Raw genomic sequence first — 17467 nt, forward strand, 5'->3', positions numbered from 1 at the left:
CCCCACCAGACGCTGGCCATGACCAGCCGCACGCCCTGGGCCACGGCCGTATCCGCCGCCCGGCGCATGGCCTCGAGCCAGCGAGGATCACGGTATTCAGGCTGGTTGGCGATGGGCTGGCCCGAGGCTGGATAGTAGTAGACCTCAAAAAAACCCGTGGTCACGGGCCGGCCGTCGATCATGAGCCTGGGCTGGCCGGCATTGCGGACAACGGCGCTGGTCAACGTCAGGCCGGGCGCGGCCGCTCCAAGAAGCAAACCGACAAGCAGGACCAGACAGGCCGGCAACAGATGGGATCGACTGGACATGACACCTCTCCCCGGGACACGCGGCCCCGCCCCATCCCTGGCGGTCAGGCCATGACCACGGCCAGGGACGGCCCGATTGCCCCCTGGGCCGCGCCGGTCCCCATGGTCGCGTTGTCGCTGCTTACAAGCAGCGCGCCGCCGGTCAGGTCCTTGCCCCAAAAGCCGGCAAAATCATAGCCGTAACGCACGGCCTTGAAAATGTTGTTGACCGTGCCAAGGCCCACGGCCGGCACTTCCTCTCCCTGGGCCAGAAGCCCCATGTCCGTGTCGGGATTGACGTATCGCCAGACCTCATGGCCAAGGGCGTCCACTTCGACAACCGTGCCGGTACTGCCCAGGGTCATGAGCGTATTGCCGTTTTCCAGGCGCTGCGCCCCGGAAACGTAGGCGGCATAGAAATTCGGGTCATTGCCGTCGGGATAGCTCCAGACCACGTCGGCCGCGGCAAAGGCCCCGTCGTCGCCCATCAGGTAGTTGCCGGCGGCGTCCTTGGGCAGGGCCACCTCCAGGACGTGGGAAGCGTCCCCTTGGGGACTTTGCCAGCCGTTGTTGAAGATGAGGAGATTGCCGGCTCCGGGCAGGCCCTCGGCGATCCATTGGGCGTCGTGCTGGCCGTAGAGCACCTGATCGGTGCTGTCGCCGGCCCCGTAGGCCTGGGGATTGCCATAGCGGTAGAGGAGGTCGCCGCCGTGACCGGACTTGCCGCCGGTGGACCCGGCCGCTTCGGCCGTGGTGGTGCTGTGATCGATGATCCAGACTTCATTGAGGGTGTGGACGCTTAAGACAATCTGATCGGTTTCGGGATTATAGTCGATGCCGTTTACGTGATTCCAGTCGGGATCGGCGTCGGTCGTGTCCTTGATGGGCGTTCCGGCGTAGTTGACGTCGATGCGCTCGGGAGAATTCACTGCCTGCCCGTAGTTGGCCAGGCCGGGATTTTCGTCCTGCACCAGATGGTCCCAGACATGCCACTCCCAGACCACCTCCCCCGTGGCGGGTCCGGTTTTGGCGACCTCCACCACGGAGTCGACCACAAGGCCCTTGGGCGAAAGCAGCGACGGGTCGCGCCCGGCCAGCCAGGCCTCGGCCGGGGATTTGTATTCCCAGGCAATGAGCAGGACATGGCCGTTGGGCATGACGCTGAAATCGTGGTGCTGGCTGTAGTCCTCGCCGATATATTCATAATCCCAGACGAGATTGCCGGTCCAGTCATACTCCTGGATGCGCCCCCCGGAGGGCGCGTTGAGTTCGAGGTTGTACTTGTTGAGATAGGCGATGCCGGAACGGATGAGGTCGCCGTTGTCGAGCAGATAGGCCGGTCCGGCCCCGACGCTGTCGCTGGTCCAGGAGTTGACGACGCGGCCCTGGTTGTCGATGAGCCAGGTGTCGTAGCCGAACATGGTGGAAATAAGCGTGAGCCCCGGTTGGGCCAAGGCCGTGTCGGTAAAAAGGCCGACGGTCTGTTCATTGACGCTGACGTTGGTCATGGCCTGATCCCTGGGCGAACGGTCGGCCCGCACAAGCGCTTCGGTCGGCGCGGGGTCGACGGCACCATGCGGCGAGGCCATGGGCATCGAGGGCGCACAGTCGGGGCCTCCTGCCGCGGCAAGGTGGACGACGTCCCGACACCCAATGCACGACAAACCCAAAACACCATTACGTGGGTAGCGGCAACCCTCCGCCAAGTCAAGGCAGGCCGGGCAGGACCGAGGCAACCGGCATCCCTCGCCGGCACATTTCCCAAGTGGAACGCGGACGCCGCCCGGCAGTGAAGAGGATTCCCGCTGTATCGCCGGGTTTCTTCAAATCGCTCTCAGGCGGTTGCTGACCAAGGAGCATGGTTGGGGGATTGTCCGGGATTCCCCCTCCCCTGATGCCTTTTGCTGCCGCACAGATCACACGTTCGTCCCCGGGGGCGGGGCAGTCGGATCATAGCCTAACCGGACCATGGCGTCCCGGCAGACGTCGGTGATCATAGCATAGCCTTGGTAGCGGTTGATATGGGCGACACGGCCCGTTCGCGCGCACAGTTCCCGAAATGCGGCGTGGCCCGGGGCAAACCCGGGAAGTTCACAAAAATCCAGGATCGTCTGCACGGTTCCGGCCGGATCAGCCAGGACGTCCTCGAAGCGCACGGTCAGCAACCGTGGCAGGCGCGACGCCTGCTCGTCCAGAAAGGCCGCTGCGTCACGCCATAATCGGGCTGTGGTGCGCAGATCGTCCGGGCCAAACCGATCCATGTATTCCACCAGACGGGGGAGGCGCGGGTAGGGGATGAAGCGGTCAAGCCGCATGGTCAGTCGAGCCCGGCCGGCCTTGAGGGCTGTCAGTTGTTCGTCGCAGCGCACCAGAAGCTTTTGCATGGAATTGGCTGTCAGGCGCGGATCACGCACGAGATGAATAAACGCAGCGTCCGGGAAAAGCTCCGCCAATACCGGAGCATAGGGAATCAACGCCGGGTTCTTGCAGAAAAACCGGGACCGTCCCGGGAACTGAGCCAGGGCGATGCCCATGGTCTGGCGCATGTCCCGGACCGTACCCGGCTCGAGATCTGCCACGGTCAGGGCTTCGTATTGCAGACAGGCAGGGTCGAGTCCGAGCCATTCCCCCCACAGCGCCAGCCCTTCAGACGGACTGCCCAGGCCCTGGACCACCGAATCGCGGATAAACCGCTCTCCCCGGGCCTCCAGGCCAAGCAATCGGGCCAGTGTGCAGGCTTCCTGGATGGCGTTTGGAAAATGGTGCATCAGATGCGTGAAATAGCCCACGTCCGGATGGGCGCACAAGAGTTCCTGCAGCCACGTGGAGCCAGTTCGCGGCAGGCACAACAGGAAAATGGGCTTTCGGATCGGCACAGGATGCTGGCGCGGCAAGACATGCCGCAGCAGACCAATGGCCTGGGCCGTTGCGGCATTGTCAACGATGGGGAAGGCAAATTGCCGGGAAAAGCCTTGGTGCAACAGCAGCCGGGACAGCCAATTGGCGTATTCCATAGCGTCCTTTACGACGGGCGCAACACGCCCGGGAGACGGCGAAAAAGCTGTAACGGCTTCCAGCCGAGTCTGGCCGCGAGATCCAGCACGGAGGCGGCGCACACACTTGTCGTTCCAACGATATGACGCATCAGGTCGGACTTGGCGTGCATGGCGCACCAGGCCGCCATGGGCAGGCTCAAATAGGGGCCGGGGGAGTCGGCCAACTGCAGCAGCATGGTCCGAACGAGACTCGGCCCGTCGATCCGTTGCCGGGTGTCCAGGGTGGCTACAGCGTTGCGAAAAGGTTTCCCGGCCCTGCGCAGCAGTTCCGACGGCGTTTGCTCCGGCAAAAGGCCGTGGGTCCGCACGGCGGCGCGAAAACCAGGCACAAGATGGCGGTAGAAATCCAGCCATGGCCCGATGCTCGCCTGATGCGGCCCGGCTGGGCGACCATAGGCTGCCATCTCAAAACCCGGCAGCATCTCGGCAAACGACGGCGGCAGCATCTGACTCTGGCCCGGCAACCGATCTATCAGCCCGTATTCCCGGGACAGATCCAAAAAATGCTTCGAGCAGGTGCAGTCGAAATATTCATAAAAACCAGCCTCAACCAGGCCGAGAAACCGGCCAAAGGTGTGGTTGGCGATGCCGCACAGCCGGTCGATGCCGGAAAGATCCACGCCAAGCTCGCCCAGGATGGCCGTGAGGAGCGTGGCGCAATTTGAGGATTCGCTCTGGGCCTCGTCGGCTGCCCCATCCCGGCCGTCCGGCAACAGGGAGAAACGGGACCGATCCATGACGCGGCGGGCCGCTTCGCGGCAGGCTGCCGGGTCGAGTCCTGGCCAGCGTAACGCCGCCCACTGGACCATGCCGGCTCCGTCGTCCACGGTGGACCACGCATCCCAGGGCACAAGGCGCGGCCCTCCCGGTGAATCCGGAACTTCGGGATAACAGTCGGCCACCTGCAAGCCATGTTCGATACGCAACACCATTCCACAATGGGAGTAACCTGAAAACATGACCGATGCGATGCCAATTGACGGAGTGCTGGCCGGAAGGCGCAACACGACGTCTCCGTCACGGAGATCCGGCGTCGCCTGCACCGGCAGACGGCGCGAGAAAAGTCCTCCCTGTCGATAAATATGCATATCGCGCCTATAAAGTTGCAAAGCCCTCTGCCCGGCCATCATCATATGCTCCGATGCAGTATCAGAGTTACGAAACAACATGCTCTATGTCTTTTGACGACAGCTGCCCCCGATTCAAAAAGCCAATAAAGAAGTCCGGCACGGATAGGCTATAAGTATAGTTGCCGCCAGCCCCCTTCGCAAGCCCCTCAAAAGGATGCAGGCACAACAGTTCGCAAGAGCAACTCTATCCGCCGCCACGCAAGGCATCAATGGGATCAAGGGAAGCGGCCTTGAGTGCCGGTTTGAGGCCGAAGACCAAGGCGATGGCCAGGGCTGCGGCCAGGGCCAGCAAAATGATTTTCAGGGAAAGGTGCAGACTGAGCAAACCGAAACTGGAGAGAAGGGCTCCCAGCGCCGTACCAAGGACCACGCCGCAAGCTGCGCCCGTCACCGTCAGATAAAGGGCTTCGAACAGAAACTGCAGGGTGATGGCGATTCCGGTTGCGCCCACGGCCTTGCGCAAGCCGATCTCTTCCTGACGTTCGGTGACTCCGAGAAACATCAGATTTGCCAGGACAAAGCCGCCAACCAGCATGGCTACGACCGCGGTTAGGCCCAGAAAAACCACGATGCCGCCGGTAAAGGCCGTCAGGAAGCGCAGGATTTCCGTAGCCGATACAATGGTAAAGTCATCAGGATCGGCCGTTGCAAGCCGGTGCTGATATCGCAACAATGTCCGCAAATTCCGGGAGTAGTCATCCATAAACTGCGGATCGTAAAATTTCACACGAATGCTGTGCACGGTCAGACGATCATGATGGAGACGCTGCGTCAGCGTGGTGATGGGCAAAATGATGCGGTCATCAATGGAGATGTCCGAGCCGCCGCCCGTAATGCCTCGGAAGGCCAGACGGCCGATGATGCGCACTTGCAGCTGGTTGATGAAAATGGTGCGGCCAATGGGCGATGCGTCGCCGAAAAGCTGTTTGGCCGGGGCATCGCCAATAAGGGCCACCTTGGCTCCGCTGTCGACGTCCTCGGCGGAGAGGTCACGTCCCTCGGCCAGCGGCCAATTCCAGATGGCGGCATACCCGGCAGCGGCGCCGACGATGGCCGGGGTTTCGTGGTTTCTGTTGCCGTATTTGACGCGCACGAAGCGAATGGAGCGCATGGGCAACACGGCTTTGACCCCGGGCAGCGAGCGGCTGATGCTCTTGGCGTCGTTGAGGGTCAGGGTGTTGAAGCGCTGGCCCACAGCCTTGCTGCCCATGTCGCCGCCCATGAGCAGCAAGGCGTCCGGGCCAAAGAGACCGACGATCTCCAGAGCTTTTTCCCGGGCGCCATCCACTGCGGCGACAATGACCGTCAGTGTGGCCACCCCCAGGGCGACCGAGGCGATGACAAACAGGCTGCGGGCCTTGTGGGCCAGAACGGCCAGCAAGACGCTGGGCTGGATGCGCCACAGCAGGCGCGGCAGAACCATGAGACTGCGGGCTTCAAGCACAATCGACCTCGTTGCCGGACAGCCGGTGTCCAATGGCGCGGCTGTCCGGGGCCACGCGATGCTCTTACCGGACAGGCCTGCCGGGAATCCCGTTGACTCACGCGGTACGGGAGTCTCCTCCTCGCCCTGTTTCAGGGGCAGCAAGAAGCTATCGCTCCGAGCTGTCGCGTTGTCCCAAGACGGCCGGTCTCCTTGAGAGAGGCGTGCAATGATTGTTCCCTTGGCGGGGCTGTGCGTTGAAGCCCTGTCGCCCCTGACGCTCTGGGTCTGGCGGCCGGGCTGCGAGTGGTCAGACCGTTGTGTTTCCTATGGATGGGTACAGGCGGATGAAAACCGCCTTCCCCAAAAAGAACGGTCGCACCCGGCCGTCTCCCGCTGTGGCGCGGCCCAGGCGTTGACGATTCGCCGGATGCCCCAACCGGTCATCGGGGCATCAGCGCAAACACACCCCAGCCCAGGTATTCGCGCGTGTAAACGGCGTAGCGCTCGGGTTCAGAGGTCAACTTGGCGCGAACCTCTTTCGCCAACTCGTCGTCGGGATTGGCTTCAAGCCAGCGGCGCATGGTGAGCCATTTGGCCGCCTCGTATCTGTCCCAGCCGTCTTGGTCAGCCAGAACCATTTCAACGACGTCGTACCCAAGGCGGCCGAAAGACGCGAGCAGCTCCGGAAGCATGCGAAAGTCGGTGATTGCGCCGGCAAGACACCCCTTGGCGACATCTTCCGTCGGCGGCAACTGCCGCCAATAGGGTTCGCCGACGAGGAGGATCCCTCCGGTGCACAGGCTTCGCGCCAGGAGCTCGAGAGTGCCGGCGACTCCGCCGCCGATCCACGTGGCGCCGACACAGGCTGCCACACTAACCTTCTCGTCAGAGACATAACCGGCAGCATCGCCATGGATGAACCGGACTTGATCGGCGACGCCGAGTTCCACAGCACGGCGTTTCGCTTGCTCGACAAACAACTGGCTCATATCGATGCCAACGCCGATGACGCCGTAATCGCGAGCCCAGGTGCACAGCATCTCCCCCGAACCGCTGCCGAGGTCGAGCACCCGGTCCCCCGACTCCAGACGCAACGCCGCGCCAAGAGTGGCAAACTTTTCAGGGGTGAACGGGTTGTGAATACGGTGCGCGCTTTCCGTAATGGTGAATATCCGTGGAATGTCCACTGTGGAAAATCTCCTTATGGGTGTGAAGGGATTCGAAACGCGCCGCCTTGGCGGCCATGCCCACGGACGACGACGAGGATATTGACCGCCTTGCCAAGACGGCGGGGGCACTGCTGGCGGATGTTGCCGAGTCGTTTATTTCCGCCATGGCGGACTTCAACGATCCGCCCTTGTACGTCCGGTTGCGGGAATATGCGCCATGGTCGGGGCCGGGGTCGAAGCCGACCCGGTGGGCGCTGATCCGGTGGAGGTTCACCATGCGTAACCATATCCATCTGACAATTACGCGCTCCACCGACGACTGTACCAGAATCGGCCGGGGATTACTGGCGTAGGGAGCCGGCCACGGTTGTGGCTTGGTTGGGTGCATAGGCGGTAAAGAGATCGCAAGGGGCGGCCAGCTTCCATTCGGAGGTGGGTCGCTTTCTTTTGCTGGCCCGCCTATTCTATATCGAATTCCACGAACTTCAACACTTCTTGAATGGCTGCCTCACTTGAATCGACATCCGTCAAACGCGAATTCAGTTCGATTGCGTCATCATAGTTGCCATCGGCAAGCAAAGCATCCAGAGCACCAGAAACAACATGCTCAAGCACTATGCCAACTTTGACGTGCACGAGAGGTTTTCCCATTCGGAGAGAGTATCACATTTAGTTCCACCTGCAAGAATTATCACGCATTGCTGTGTCTGTCCCCCGTCTTTCCCCGGCAGGACGATAACACCTTGGAATCGTTGCCGGTTTCAGGCTTGCTGCGGCCAGGGCCACCACGCGCACGGCGCTGGCATCGTTGCGTGGAGGGAGCTTTGCCCTCCCCCGCTCACCGCTTCCGCAGGGGAACGGGCGGCGTCATTTAGGCAGTGGTTCACTGTCCCTGCCCATTGGCATTTTGCAGCAACAGCAGGTCGTTGAGAGCTGGGGAAGAAGGAATGTTGGTATAGGTGTCGCAAAGGCTCCAAGGACTGGTCCCGTCACTGCAATAGGAATGGACGACTATCTTGCCTATTAGCCCTGAATTATCCACATCGACAACAGCATAATTGAATTGAAACTGTTCATTCCAGTTTGGCGGGGCCGTTGGCATTGACGGTTCATCCCCTGTACCGGAAATAGGCGCTCCGCAGGTGCCGGCAACGATTTGCGGTATCGAATTTGTGAAATTGAAGGTTGGATTACTGGCGTTGAAGTTTGAATTGATCATGACCCGTGAGTACAGGTGGGTGTGCCCGTTGAAGACGGCGGTTACGTTTTGGTCGTTTATAATTTGCCAGAACGTACACATGCTTGGGGTCCAACAGGCGTGGTAGGCCTGATCGGTCGGCTCAAAGGCTGGATTGTGCACAATGACGAATTTTGTCTTGGCGGTGCTGGCGGCAAGGGTCGTCTGAAGATAGGTGAGTTGCGCCTGATTCAGAGAGCCGGAGGCCGTGTATGGGATCGAGGATTGACTCGGGTCCACGTAAAAGCCGTCCAGAACGACAAACAACGAATTTCCGCTATCGGCCGTAAATGAATAAGCCAGGTACTTGTATTCATCATTGTAATTCGTGATGCCCGGCATGAATTGGGCTGAGAGGTTGGCGGTTATGAAATCCTGATAGGCCACTTGGCAGGAGCGCATGAGAACGGCTTCCTCAGCCCCGACCGAAGTGCCGCCGGCCTCGTGCAATTCATGGTTTCCGATGGCCAGATAGAGCGGCAGCGAGGCGGGCAGGCCCGTCGGTTGGGTCCGCATGAAGTTCAGCCAGGACGTGTAGGTATATTGGCCGTCGATCTTGGCCCGATAGGACATATCCCCATAAAACATCAGGAATTCTGGAGAAGGATTTAAAGCCGTCACCTGTTGGTTCACGGTGCCCAGGACTGCGTTGTTGACGGGCGCAGCCGTTGTGTACCCACGCGAATCTCCCATGGCTACAAAGCGCAGGGCCAAGGCCTGATCGGGGGCAAGGCCGGCAAGGAAAGCACCAAGCGCAACGAGCCAGAAGGTCAGGGCACTGCGACGGAAGAGATGGTGGCGCGACATGGAAGACCCCCGCGGAGTTAGAGGTTCGATCCGGTCGTCCGGGAGCAAAGGGCGATAGCGAGGCCCATGGCCTTGGCTGCCGCCTGGGTGGTCCCGTAAGCCAGAATGCCGGGAATCTCCTGGACCTCGGCAATGAATCGGCCGTCATCTTTTTGGTCGAAGGCGAGAGTGAATCTGCTGCTTCCCAAATACTCTTTGGGGGCGGTTGTAAGCAAGGCCAATGGCGCTCCTTCGAGCAAGCGGCTGTTGCCTGGGGAAAGCCAAGTCAAAGCCTCGCGTCGATTGGCGGGCTACTCTTTTCCAAACATCGCTTCGATCAGTTCTTCGGTGTCGGCTTCGAGCTTGAGCGCATCCATGGCGTCGCCCGGGATCAGCAGCAAAAACGCCTCCCGCTTCTGCCGGGGCATTCCAGCCTTGGCCCAGGGCCGGGCAGCCTCATAGTCTCGGCACGACACTCGCCGCTTGGCCCAGGGCTTTTCCTGTTTCGGATTCGTGAGCATGGAGGACGGGATGCGCACGGCAGGACGAAGAGGGTTTTCCACTTGCCGTGGATGCCCCGGACCTCCGCAATCTTCACCTGATTTCACGCCACGTAATCCGAAACTGGGGGACAGGCGGGGGACAAAATCGCCTCCCCCAAACAAAAAGGTCACGCCCGGCCGTCTTTGACCGTCGCAACCCTTTGATTTTATTGGTACCCGAGGCCGGAATCGAACCGGCACGTCCCGAAGAACAAGGGATTTTAAGTCCCTGGCGTCTACCAGTTCCGCCACTCGGGCACCGCGTCGGCTTTCTTGCCTCGAATCCGGCCGCGCGTCAATTCGCTGCGTAGCCAGCATCCCCCTTTCCTGCTACACACCCGGCCATGCCACACGATCGCAAACGACTCGTTGTCCTGGGACTCGACGGGCTGCCGCTGACGCTGGCCAAAACGCTCGCCGCCTCTGGCCGCCTCCCCAACCTCGACCGGTTGCTGGCCCTGGACGCCGCCAGCATCGAGGCCGAATTGCCGGAACTCTCGCCGGTCAACTGGACCTCGTTTTTAACCGCCGCCGGTCCCGGAACGCACGGCATCTTCGGCTTTGTCGGCATCGACCCGGCCAGCTACCGCCTCGGTCCGGTGGACGCTTCCACCATCGCCGCCCCGACCATCATGGAGCGCGCCACCGCCGCCGGGCTGACCGCCAAGATGGTCAACATCCCCTGCGCCGCGCCGGTCAGGCCGCTTGCCGGAGCCATCATCGCCGGCTTCCCGGAAACCGACCTGGCCCGGGCCGTGTATCCGCCGGAACTGGCCCAGAATTTAAAGCTCGCCGGCTACCGCATCGAGGCCGACACCACCCGGGGCGCCGCCGATTTCGACGGGCTTGCCCGGGGCCTTCGCGCCACCTTGGCTTCGCGCCGCGCCGCTCTGGAGATGCTTTGGGCCGGCGGCGACTTTGACCTGTTCATGCTGGTTTTGACCGAAACAGACCGCCTGTTTCATTTCTTTTTCCCGGCTGTGGCCCACAGCGAACACCAGCTCCACGGCCCGGTCCTCGACCTGCTGGCCGACTGGGACAGGCTCATCGGCCTCGTCCTTGACCGCTACGAGGCCCTGCCCGGACCCAAGCGGTTTATCGCCCTGGCCGACCACGGCTTTGTGGAGCTTACGACCGAGTTTGACCTCAACGTCTGGCTGGCCTCCAAGGGGCTTTTAAAGACCCAGCCCGGGGCTGCCGACGAATATGACGCCCGCATCGTGCCGCACCACACCGCCGCCTTTGCCCTGGACCCGGGGCGCATCTATATCAACATCAAGGAACGCTTCGCCCGGGGCGTGTTCCACGAGCATGTGGCCGAAAAGCTGGCCAATGAATTGCGCGACGAACTGTTGACCGTCACCCACGAAGGCAAACCGGTCTTTGCGGCCATTCATCTGCGCGGTGAAATCTACAGTGGCCGGCAGGTCCGCCGCGCCCCGGACGTGGTCTGCGTCCCGCGCCAGGGGATCAGCCTTACGGCCAAGTACAACCGCACGGAACTGACCGGACACTACGGCCGTTTCGGCTGCCACAGCCCCTTTGACGCCCTGTGGTGCGACAGTGAGGCCGCCCGCCCGGCCCGCACCTCCGATGCCGGGGCCGTGGTTGCCGCCTATTTCAATCTTCCCGAACCCAAAGAGCAGGCATGGATTTCGAGCGCGAGCTAAACCCCGCCCAACTGCAAGCCGTCACCACCACTGAAGGCCCGGTCCTGGTCATCGCCGGAGCCGGAAGCGGCAAAACCCGCACCATCGTCTACCGCCTGGCCCATCTGGTCAGCCAGGGCGTGGCCCCGGCCTCCATCCTGCTCCTGACCTTTACCCGCAAGGCCTCCCAGGAGATGCTGACCCGGGCCGGGTTGCTGCTGGCCATGGGGTCCCAGGGCGTCTCCGGGGTGGCCGGCGGCACGTTTCACGCCTTCGCCTTTGCCACGCTTCGCCGCTACCACGAGGCGGCCGGCTTTCCCCTGGGCTTTACCTGCCTGGACAGCGCGGACTGCGAGGATGTGCTGGGCCAATGCAAGGACAAGCTTGGCCTTGGCAAGGGCGACCGCTCGTTTCCCCGCAAGAGCGCCCTTTTGGGACTGCTCTCCAAGGCCCGCAACAAGGAATTCGAGGTCGGCGACATCATCACCCGCGAGGCCTTTCATCTGCTGCCCTATGCCGATGCCGTCGGCAGTCTCGGCAAGGCCTACACGGCGTTTAAGGCCGAGCATAACCTGCTCGATTACGACGACCTGCTCTTCACCCTGGAACGCCTGCTGACCGAATCGCCCGAACTGGCCGATGGCATCCGCCAGCGCCACCGCTACATCATGGTGGACGAATACCAGGACACCAACAAGGTCCAGGCCCGCCTGGCCCGGCTCTTGGCCCCGGCCTCGGGCAACGTCATGGCCGTTGGCGACGACGCCCAGTCCATTTACGCCTTTCGCGGCGCATCCGTGGACAACATCCTCGATTTCCCGACCTATTTTCCCGGCACGACGCTCATTAAACTCGAGCGCAACTACCGCTCCACCCAGCCCATCTTAAATCTGACCAACGCCATCCTGGACGGGGCCAGCCGCAAGTTCGACAAGCACCTGTTCACCACCCGCGAAGACGGCCCAACGCCCCAGTACATGCGGCCCTTTTCCGATCTCACCCAGGCGGCCATGGTGGCGGCCAAGGTGCGCGAACTGACCGCCGCCTATCCGCTCCACGAAATCGCCGTGCTCTTTCGGGCCGGCTACCAGTCCTATCCCCTGGAAGTGGAACTGGGCAAAGCCGGCATCCCGTTTCAGAAATACGGCGGCCAGAAATTCTCCGACGCCGCCCACATCAAAGACGTGCTGGCCTATCTGCGTCTGGCCCGCAACACAGCCGATTTCCCGGCCTGGTCCCGGGTGCTGGCCTTTGTGCCGGGCATCGGCCCCAAGACGGCCACCAAGATCTTCGAGGCCATCCGGGCCGGCGACCGCGCGGTGCTGGGCAAGATGGCGGCCAAGACGCCGGAATTCAAGGCGCTCATTGAATTTCTCGACGCCCTGCGGGCGCTGCCGCCCCATCCGGCCGAGCTCCTCTCCAAAGTCATCGAGGCCTATGCCCCGCTTCTGGCCGAGAAATATCCCGAAGACTATCCCCGCCGTCAGGCGGGCCTGGAGCAACTCGAACAGATTGCCGCCAGCTACGCCGACCTCGACGCCCTCTTGGCCGATCTGGTCCTGGAAAACCCGGACGAGGACCGCAAGAAATCCCGCGAAGGCCATCTCGTGCTCTCCACTGTCCACTCGGCCAAGGGCCTGGAGTGGTCGGCGGTGCTGTTAATCGACCTCGTGGACGAACGCTTTCCCTCGCGCCATGCCTTGTCCCGGGCCGATGACCTGGAAGAGGAACGCCGGCTGCTCTACGTGGCCTGCACCCGGGCCAGGGAATACCTGGGCCTTTTTTCCCCGGAAACCCTCTACCAGCGCCAGGGCGGCGGCTGCTCCCCGGCCATGCCGAGTATCTTTTTGCGCGAACTGCCAACCGGCGTCCTGGCCGAGCGCCGTGAACGCCTCAGCGGCAACATGGCCGAGAGCTTTGCCTCCTGCCCAAGCCCCCGGGCCTCGGGCAGCGCCGCCGGACAGACCCTGCGCCAGCCCATCCGCCGGGCCACCTCGGCCCCGATGTCCGCCCGGATGCCGTCCCCGGCCCCGATGCCGGCTTCGGCCATGGGCTACTGCCGCCACAAGATTTTCGGGCGCGGCAAGATCATCGGCGTGCTGGACGGCGGCAAATACCGCATCAATTTCCCGAATTTCGGTCCCAAGGTCATCCTTGCCGACTATCTGGAAATGGAGGATGCTTCCAAGCCTGAGGCCTAACCCTCCTGACCGCCGACCGGAGTCGCCGTGCGCATCCGCTGGAAACTCTTCTGGCTCTTGGCAGCCATCTCCCTGGTGCCGCTCTTGCTGTTGCGCGTCAACAGCCAGCGGGCTTTATCCCATCTGGCCGAGCGGCTCTCCAGCCGCGTCGGCGCGCATCTCGTGGCCGAAGCCAAGACCCACCTGGAACGGCTCGTCGAAGACCATGCCCGGATTCTCGCCGCCCGCCGCCAATCCCTGGTCCTGGCCGCAGCCATGCAGGCGGCAGCCGTGGAAGCCGCCCTGGCCGCCCCTGCGGCCGACGCGCCCAAGGACCTCTCTGGCGCGGTGGTCGTCCTCTCCAGCGCGGCCGGACCGGGCATGGGCATGGGCATGGGCCGCCGCCAGCCGCCGGCCGACGCCGCCGGCTTCACCGAAACCCCGGGCTACTTCCGCATCGAACCCGACGGCGAACGGCTGCCCCTGCCGATTGATTCCTCGCGGGTCCTGCTGCGCCTGCCTCCCGGTTCCACCGCCGCCAACCCGCCGCCGCTCGCCGCCGCCCTGGCCGCCCTGGCCCCGACCTTGACCCGCATCGCCACCCTGACCGGCCCCCTGGCTCATTTCCAGACCGTCGCCCTGACCAGCGGACTGGCCGTCGTTTCCCCGGCCATCCCCGACACGCCCCGGCGCATGGACCCGACCCAGGCCCCCTGGTACCTGGCCGCGGTCACCGCCGCCGCCCCGGTCTGGACCCCGCCCCAGGCCGAACCCGGCACCGGGCGCGTGTCCGTAGCCGTGGGCAGCCCGGTCCATCGCCCGGATGGGACCGTGGCCGGGGCCACGGCCATCTTTACGCCCTTGGACGACCTGCTGGCCTCGGTGACCAGCCCCGGCCATATGGCCGGCGACGTGGAAACACTCCTCGTCCAGGCCGAACCTGGAAACGACGGCCCCCCCCGCCTGCTCGTCGAAGCCGGCGACGTGGCCCGCAGCCCCCGCCACGGCGGCCACGGCTGGCTGGTCTTCGTCACCCCCGCCCCCCTGGCCTCGCCCGACGGCGACGCCCTGGCCGCCATGGCGGCCAACGTGGCCGCCGGCACGTCCGGCGTCGAACGCCTGACCTACAACGGCCGGGATTGTCTGGCCGCTTACGCCAAAACCGGCGAAGGCGAAGCCCTGCTGCAAATCGCCCCGGTGGCCCAAGTGCTGGCCGAAGCCGAGGCCGTGGCCGGCGATGTGGAAGGGAGCATCCGCCGGCTCTATACCTTTGGCACCTTCATCGTTGGCGCGGTCATGCTGGCCCTGCTCTTTCTTTCCCTGTCCGCCTCCCGCGCCGTCACCCGCCCCATCCTGGCCCTCACCGCCGCCGCCCGGCGGCTGGCGGCCGGCGATTTCACCGTGCGCGTGCCGGCCACAGGCCGCGACGAAATCGCCGAACTCGGCCGGGTGTTTAACGATCTCGCCCCCACCCTCGACGCCCACCTCCGCTTGTGTGAGGCCATTGAACTGGCCAGCGAGATCCAGCGCAACCTGCTGCCGGCCACCCCCCCGGCCGTTCCCGGACTGGCCCTGGCCGCGCTTTGCCGCTACTGCGACGAAACCGGCGGCGACTACTACGATTTCCTGCCCTTTGACGGCCCCAAGGCCGGACGGGTCGGACTGGCGGTCGGCGACGTCACCGGCCATGGCCTGGGCGCGGCGCTGCTCATGACCACTGCCCGGGCCTTGCTGCGTCCCCGGGCCGCCGCCCCGGGCACGCCGGCCGAGGTGCTCGCCGACGTCAACCGGGAACTGGCCCGCGACACCATGGGCACAGGCCGGTTCATGACCCTCTTTTATATGGAGCTTGACCCGGTCCGACGCACGGCGGCCTACGCCCGGGCCGGGCATGATCCCGCCCTGCGCCACAATCCGGCCACCGGCCAGACCACGGAACTCTCCTGCCGGGGCATGATCCTTGGCGCAACCGGCGACGCCCGCTACGAAACCGGCCACGTAGCCGATCTGCTCCCGGGAGAAATCCTGCTCATCGGCTCCGACGGCCTGTGGGAAGCCCGAAACGCCAAGGACGAGATGTTCGGCAAGGCACGCACCCGGGCCGTCCTGGCCGCCGCCGCCCCAGACGGTCCCGAAGCGGTGTGCCGCGCCCTCATGGACGCCCTGGACGCCTTCCGGGGTCCGATCCCCCTGGCTGACGACGTCACCCTGCTGGCCGCCGCCCTCACCCGAACCGCCAACCCGTAAAGGAGACCCGCCATGCTGATCGTCGAAAAAGAAGCCAAATTCAAATACTGCCCGCTCCTGACAACCCATGACGACAAGATGAAATTCTGCCAGGGAACCATGTGCATGATGTGGCGCGCCACCGACGCCGAGACCGGCTATTGCGGGCTGGCCGGCACCCCCGTCGCCCTGACCGCCAAAAGCTGAGAAGCCCCTCCCATACAGGAGCGCAACCGTCGAAAATAGGCGGAATCAGTTGACGCCAAGGTCTTTTCTGGTAGGTTTTTGCCGGCAGATGTCTTGGCCTATGTTGCCTCAACAAAGAGAGTTCATGCTGCGCGCCCTCATCGTTGACGACGATCCCGTCAGCAAACGCTTCCTGGCGGAAATTCTTTCTCCCTACGCCACCTGCGATCTGGCAGACAACGGCCGCGAGGGCCTCGACGCCTTTGGCCGGTCACTGGCCGACCACACGCCCTACGACCTCATCTTTCTCGATATCATGATGCCCGGCATGGACGGCCATCAGGCCCTGGAAGGCATGCGCCACCTGGAACGCAGCCAGGGCGTCGGGATCGCCGATACCGCCAAGGTCATCATGGTCTCCGCCTCCGACGACTCCCGAAACGTCTACCGGGCCTTCTTCCAGGGGCAGGCCCTGTCGTTCCTGCAAAAACCCTTCACCATCGATACGGTCCTCGGCGAACTGCGAAAATTCGACATCATTGACGACCACGCCACCCAAAGGAGCAACGCATGAGCCAGACCCCGGACAAGCGATTCACGCCCCAGGAATTGGCCGGCTTCGACGGCAGCGACGGCAAACCCGTCTACCTGGCCCACAACGGCATCGTCTACGACGTGACCACAAGCCGCCTGTGGAAAGCCGGCAAACACATGAACCGACACCACGCCGGCGGCGATATGGGCCTCGAACTCTCCCAGGCCCCCCACTCCCCCGACGTCCTGGAACGCTTCCCCCAAGTCGGCATCCTCGAAGCCGAAGCCCTCAAGCCCGAACCCGTGGCCGACCGGGTCCCAGCCTGGCTCTCCCGCTTCATGAAGCGCTTCCCCATGCTCAAACGCCACCCCCACCCCATGACCGTCCACTTCCCCATCGCCTTTTGCGTGGCGGCTCCCATCTGCCTCGTCCTGGCCCTGGTCACCGGCTGGCCCGGCTTTGCCGCCTCTGTGGCCGTACTCCTCGGCGCAGCCACCCTCTTTACCCCCATCGCCATCGTCACCGGCCTGTTCACCTGGTGGCTCAACTACGCCTCAGCCCGCATCCCGCCCATCCTGGTCAAACTCGCCGCCACGCCCGTCCTGTTTCTCGCCGTCCTGTGGGCCTTCATCGAATGCGTCAAAACCCCGGACATCATGGCCCACCCCGGCGACCACCTCGGCTTCGTCCTGGTCGTGCTGGCCCTGTTCCCCCTGGTGTCCGTCGTTGGCTGGTTCGGCGCTGCGCTGACCTTCCCGCCGCATGATGATTAGTAAATAAAGACAGCAGATGCCGCCGGCGGCCGGGAAACCCACCCAAGGCACGTCCCATATTTCAGAAATGCGGCCGGAGTGGTTTGCGCAAGGCTTTGATTGCGCAAACCACTCCGGCCGCTGGCGAGTTGGGGGCTGGGTTTTGGCTGATGCGTCTGGCGCGGCCTCCGCGTCAGGCGCATCAGCCAAAACCCAGCCCCCATTGATCTCACGCGCACGCCGCCATTCCCGCCAACTGCATACTCACCGCTCTCTCCCATCCGGGGGTCCGGGGGGGGGTGACCT

The 17467-nt window shown here is 63.5% G+C and carries 16 protein-coding genes, 1 tRNA gene and 1 pseudogene; 7 read left to right on the forward strand and 11 right to left on the reverse strand.

Annotated elements, in window-relative coordinates:
- The 6 genes and pseudogenes from NY78_RS09030 to NY78_RS09060 all read right to left on the reverse strand — a co-directional run.
- Nucleotides 1-308: pseudogene (locus NY78_RS09030) on the reverse strand (beta-galactosidase); the annotation flags it as partial.
- A 44-nt stretch (nucleotides 309-352) separates the two neighbouring features.
- Nucleotides 353-1876 (reverse strand): aryl-sulfate sulfotransferase, encoded by a 1524-nt coding sequence (locus tag NY78_RS09035; protein ID WP_231583869.1) that lies wholly within the window; start codon nucleotides 1874-1876, stop codon nucleotides 353-355.
- A gap of 327 nt (nucleotides 1877-2203) precedes the next feature.
- On the reverse strand, nucleotides 2204-3301 hold the full coding sequence (locus NY78_RS22870) for a sulfotransferase family protein (RefSeq protein ID WP_047960107.1): 1098 nt from the start codon (nucleotides 3299-3301) through the stop codon (nucleotides 2204-2206).
- An 8-nt stretch (nucleotides 3302-3309) separates the two neighbouring features.
- Nucleotides 3310-4269: a hypothetical protein gene (locus NY78_RS25230; protein WP_197084222.1), complete on the reverse strand. Its 960-nt coding sequence runs from the start codon at nucleotides 4267-4269 to the stop codon at nucleotides 3310-3312.
- A gap of 388 nt (nucleotides 4270-4657) precedes the next feature.
- Nucleotides 4658-5917: an ABC transporter permease gene (locus NY78_RS09055; protein ID WP_231583870.1), complete on the reverse strand. Its 1260-nt coding sequence runs from the start codon at nucleotides 5915-5917 to the stop codon at nucleotides 4658-4660.
- Between the two features lie 422 nt (nucleotides 5918-6339).
- Nucleotides 6340-7086, reverse strand: coding sequence for an SAM-dependent methyltransferase (locus NY78_RS09060; RefSeq protein WP_043634661.1), 747 nt, complete (start codon nucleotides 7084-7086; stop codon nucleotides 6340-6342).
- 56 nt (nucleotides 7087-7142) lie between these two features.
- Here NY78_RS09060 and NY78_RS09065 point away from each other — a divergent pair, with 56 nt between their 5' ends.
- The gene (locus NY78_RS09065) at nucleotides 7143-7421 is read left to right on the forward strand and encodes a hypothetical protein (RefSeq protein WP_043634664.1); all 279 of its coding nucleotides are present in this window, start codon (nucleotides 7143-7145) and stop codon (nucleotides 7419-7421) included.
- Nucleotides 7422-7527: 106 nt separating this feature from the next.
- Here NY78_RS09065 and NY78_RS09070 read toward each other — a convergent pair whose 3' ends face one another.
- The 5 genes from NY78_RS09070 to NY78_RS09090 form a co-directional block, all read right to left on the reverse strand.
- Nucleotides 7528-7704, reverse strand: a complete 177-nt coding sequence (locus tag NY78_RS09070; RefSeq protein WP_231583871.1) for a hypothetical protein — start codon at nucleotides 7702-7704, stop codon at nucleotides 7528-7530.
- Between the two features lie 247 nt (nucleotides 7705-7951).
- The gene (locus NY78_RS09075) at nucleotides 7952-9112 is read right to left on the reverse strand and encodes a metallophosphoesterase family protein (RefSeq protein ID WP_043634669.1); all 1161 of its coding nucleotides are present in this window, start codon (nucleotides 9110-9112) and stop codon (nucleotides 7952-7954) included.
- 17 nt (nucleotides 9113-9129) lie between these two features.
- Nucleotides 9130-9300, reverse strand: coding sequence for a type II toxin-antitoxin system HicB family antitoxin (locus NY78_RS09080; protein ID WP_156180905.1), 171 nt, complete (start codon nucleotides 9298-9300; stop codon nucleotides 9130-9132).
- Nucleotides 9301-9402: 102 nt separating this feature from the next.
- Nucleotides 9403-9654, reverse strand: coding sequence for a hypothetical protein (locus tag NY78_RS09085; RefSeq protein ID WP_043634672.1), 252 nt, complete (start codon nucleotides 9652-9654; stop codon nucleotides 9403-9405).
- A 150-nt stretch (nucleotides 9655-9804) separates the two neighbouring features.
- A tRNA-Leu gene (locus NY78_RS09090) sits at nucleotides 9805-9891 on the reverse strand.
- Between the two features lie 86 nt (nucleotides 9892-9977).
- On the opposite strand from NY78_RS09090, the gene NY78_RS09095 reads away from it, so the two are divergent.
- The 6 genes from NY78_RS09095 to NY78_RS09115 all read left to right on the forward strand — a co-directional run bounded on the left by NY78_RS09095 (nucleotide 9978) and on the right by NY78_RS09115 (nucleotide 17182).
- Nucleotides 9978-11303, forward strand: a complete 1326-nt coding sequence (locus NY78_RS09095) for an alkaline phosphatase family protein (RefSeq protein ID WP_043634674.1) — start codon at nucleotides 9978-9980, stop codon at nucleotides 11301-11303.
- Nucleotides 11282-13483: an ATP-dependent helicase gene (locus tag NY78_RS09100; protein WP_043634678.1), complete on the forward strand. Its 2202-nt coding sequence runs from the start codon at nucleotides 11282-11284 to the stop codon at nucleotides 13481-13483. The genes NY78_RS09095 and NY78_RS09100 overlap by 22 nt, the downstream gene beginning before the upstream one ends.
- Before the next feature lie 27 nt (nucleotides 13484-13510).
- Nucleotides 13511-15709, forward strand: a complete 2199-nt coding sequence (locus NY78_RS09105; RefSeq protein ID WP_043634681.1) for a SpoIIE family protein phosphatase — start codon at nucleotides 13511-13513, stop codon at nucleotides 15707-15709.
- Between the two features lie 12 nt (nucleotides 15710-15721).
- Nucleotides 15722-15895 carry a hypothetical protein gene (locus NY78_RS25235; RefSeq protein WP_197084223.1) on the forward strand — a complete coding sequence of 58 codons (174 nt, stop codon included), beginning with the start codon at nucleotides 15722-15724 and terminating at the stop codon, nucleotides 15893-15895.
- 124 nt (nucleotides 15896-16019) lie between these two features.
- The gene (locus NY78_RS09110) at nucleotides 16020-16448 is read left to right on the forward strand and encodes a response regulator (RefSeq protein WP_043634683.1); all 429 of its coding nucleotides are present in this window, start codon (nucleotides 16020-16022) and stop codon (nucleotides 16446-16448) included.
- Nucleotides 16445-17182, forward strand: a complete 738-nt coding sequence (locus NY78_RS09115) for a DUF2231 domain-containing protein (protein WP_043634687.1) — start codon at nucleotides 16445-16447, stop codon at nucleotides 17180-17182. Before NY78_RS09110 ends, NY78_RS09115 begins: the two co-directional genes overlap by 4 nt.
- Nucleotides 17183-17467: the final 285 nt, after the last annotated feature.

Source organism: Desulfovibrio sp. TomC (assembly GCF_000801335.2).
In the GTDB taxonomy this organism is placed as follows: Bacteria; Desulfobacterota; Desulfovibrionia; order Desulfovibrionales; family Desulfovibrionaceae; genus Solidesulfovibrio.

Excerpts from the sequence above, each read along its gene's own strand:
- NY78_RS09115 (WP_043634687.1), top strand. The coding sequence starts at position 16,445 with ATGAGCCAGACCCCGGACAAGCGATTCACGCCCCAGGAATTGGCCGGC.
- NY78_RS09100 (WP_043634678.1), top strand. The coding sequence starts at position 11,282 with ATGGATTTCGAGCGCGAGCTAAACCCCGCCCAACTGCAAGCCGTCACC.
- NY78_RS25235 (WP_197084223.1), top strand. The coding sequence starts at position 15,722 with ATGCTGATCGTCGAAAAAGAAGCCAAATTCAAATACTGCCCGCTCCTG.
- NY78_RS09110 (WP_043634683.1), top strand. The coding sequence starts at position 16,020 with ATGCTGCGCGCCCTCATCGTTGACGACGATCCCGTCAGCAAACGCTTC.
- NY78_RS09095 (WP_043634674.1), top strand. The coding sequence starts at position 9,978 with ATGCCACACGATCGCAAACGACTCGTTGTCCTGGGACTCGACGGGCTG.
- NY78_RS09065 (WP_043634664.1), top strand. The coding sequence starts at position 7,143 with ATGCCCACGGACGACGACGAGGATATTGACCGCCTTGCCAAGACGGCG.
- NY78_RS09075 (WP_043634669.1), bottom strand. The coding sequence starts at position 9,112 with ATGTCGCGCCACCATCTCTTCCGTCGCAGTGCCCTGACCTTCTGGCTC.
- NY78_RS09035 (WP_231583869.1), bottom strand. The coding sequence starts at position 1,876 with ATGGCCTCGCCGCATGGTGCCGTCGACCCCGCGCCGACCGAAGCGCTT.
- NY78_RS22870 (WP_047960107.1), bottom strand. The coding sequence starts at position 3,301 with ATGGAATACGCCAATTGGCTGTCCCGGCTGCTGTTGCACCAAGGCTTT.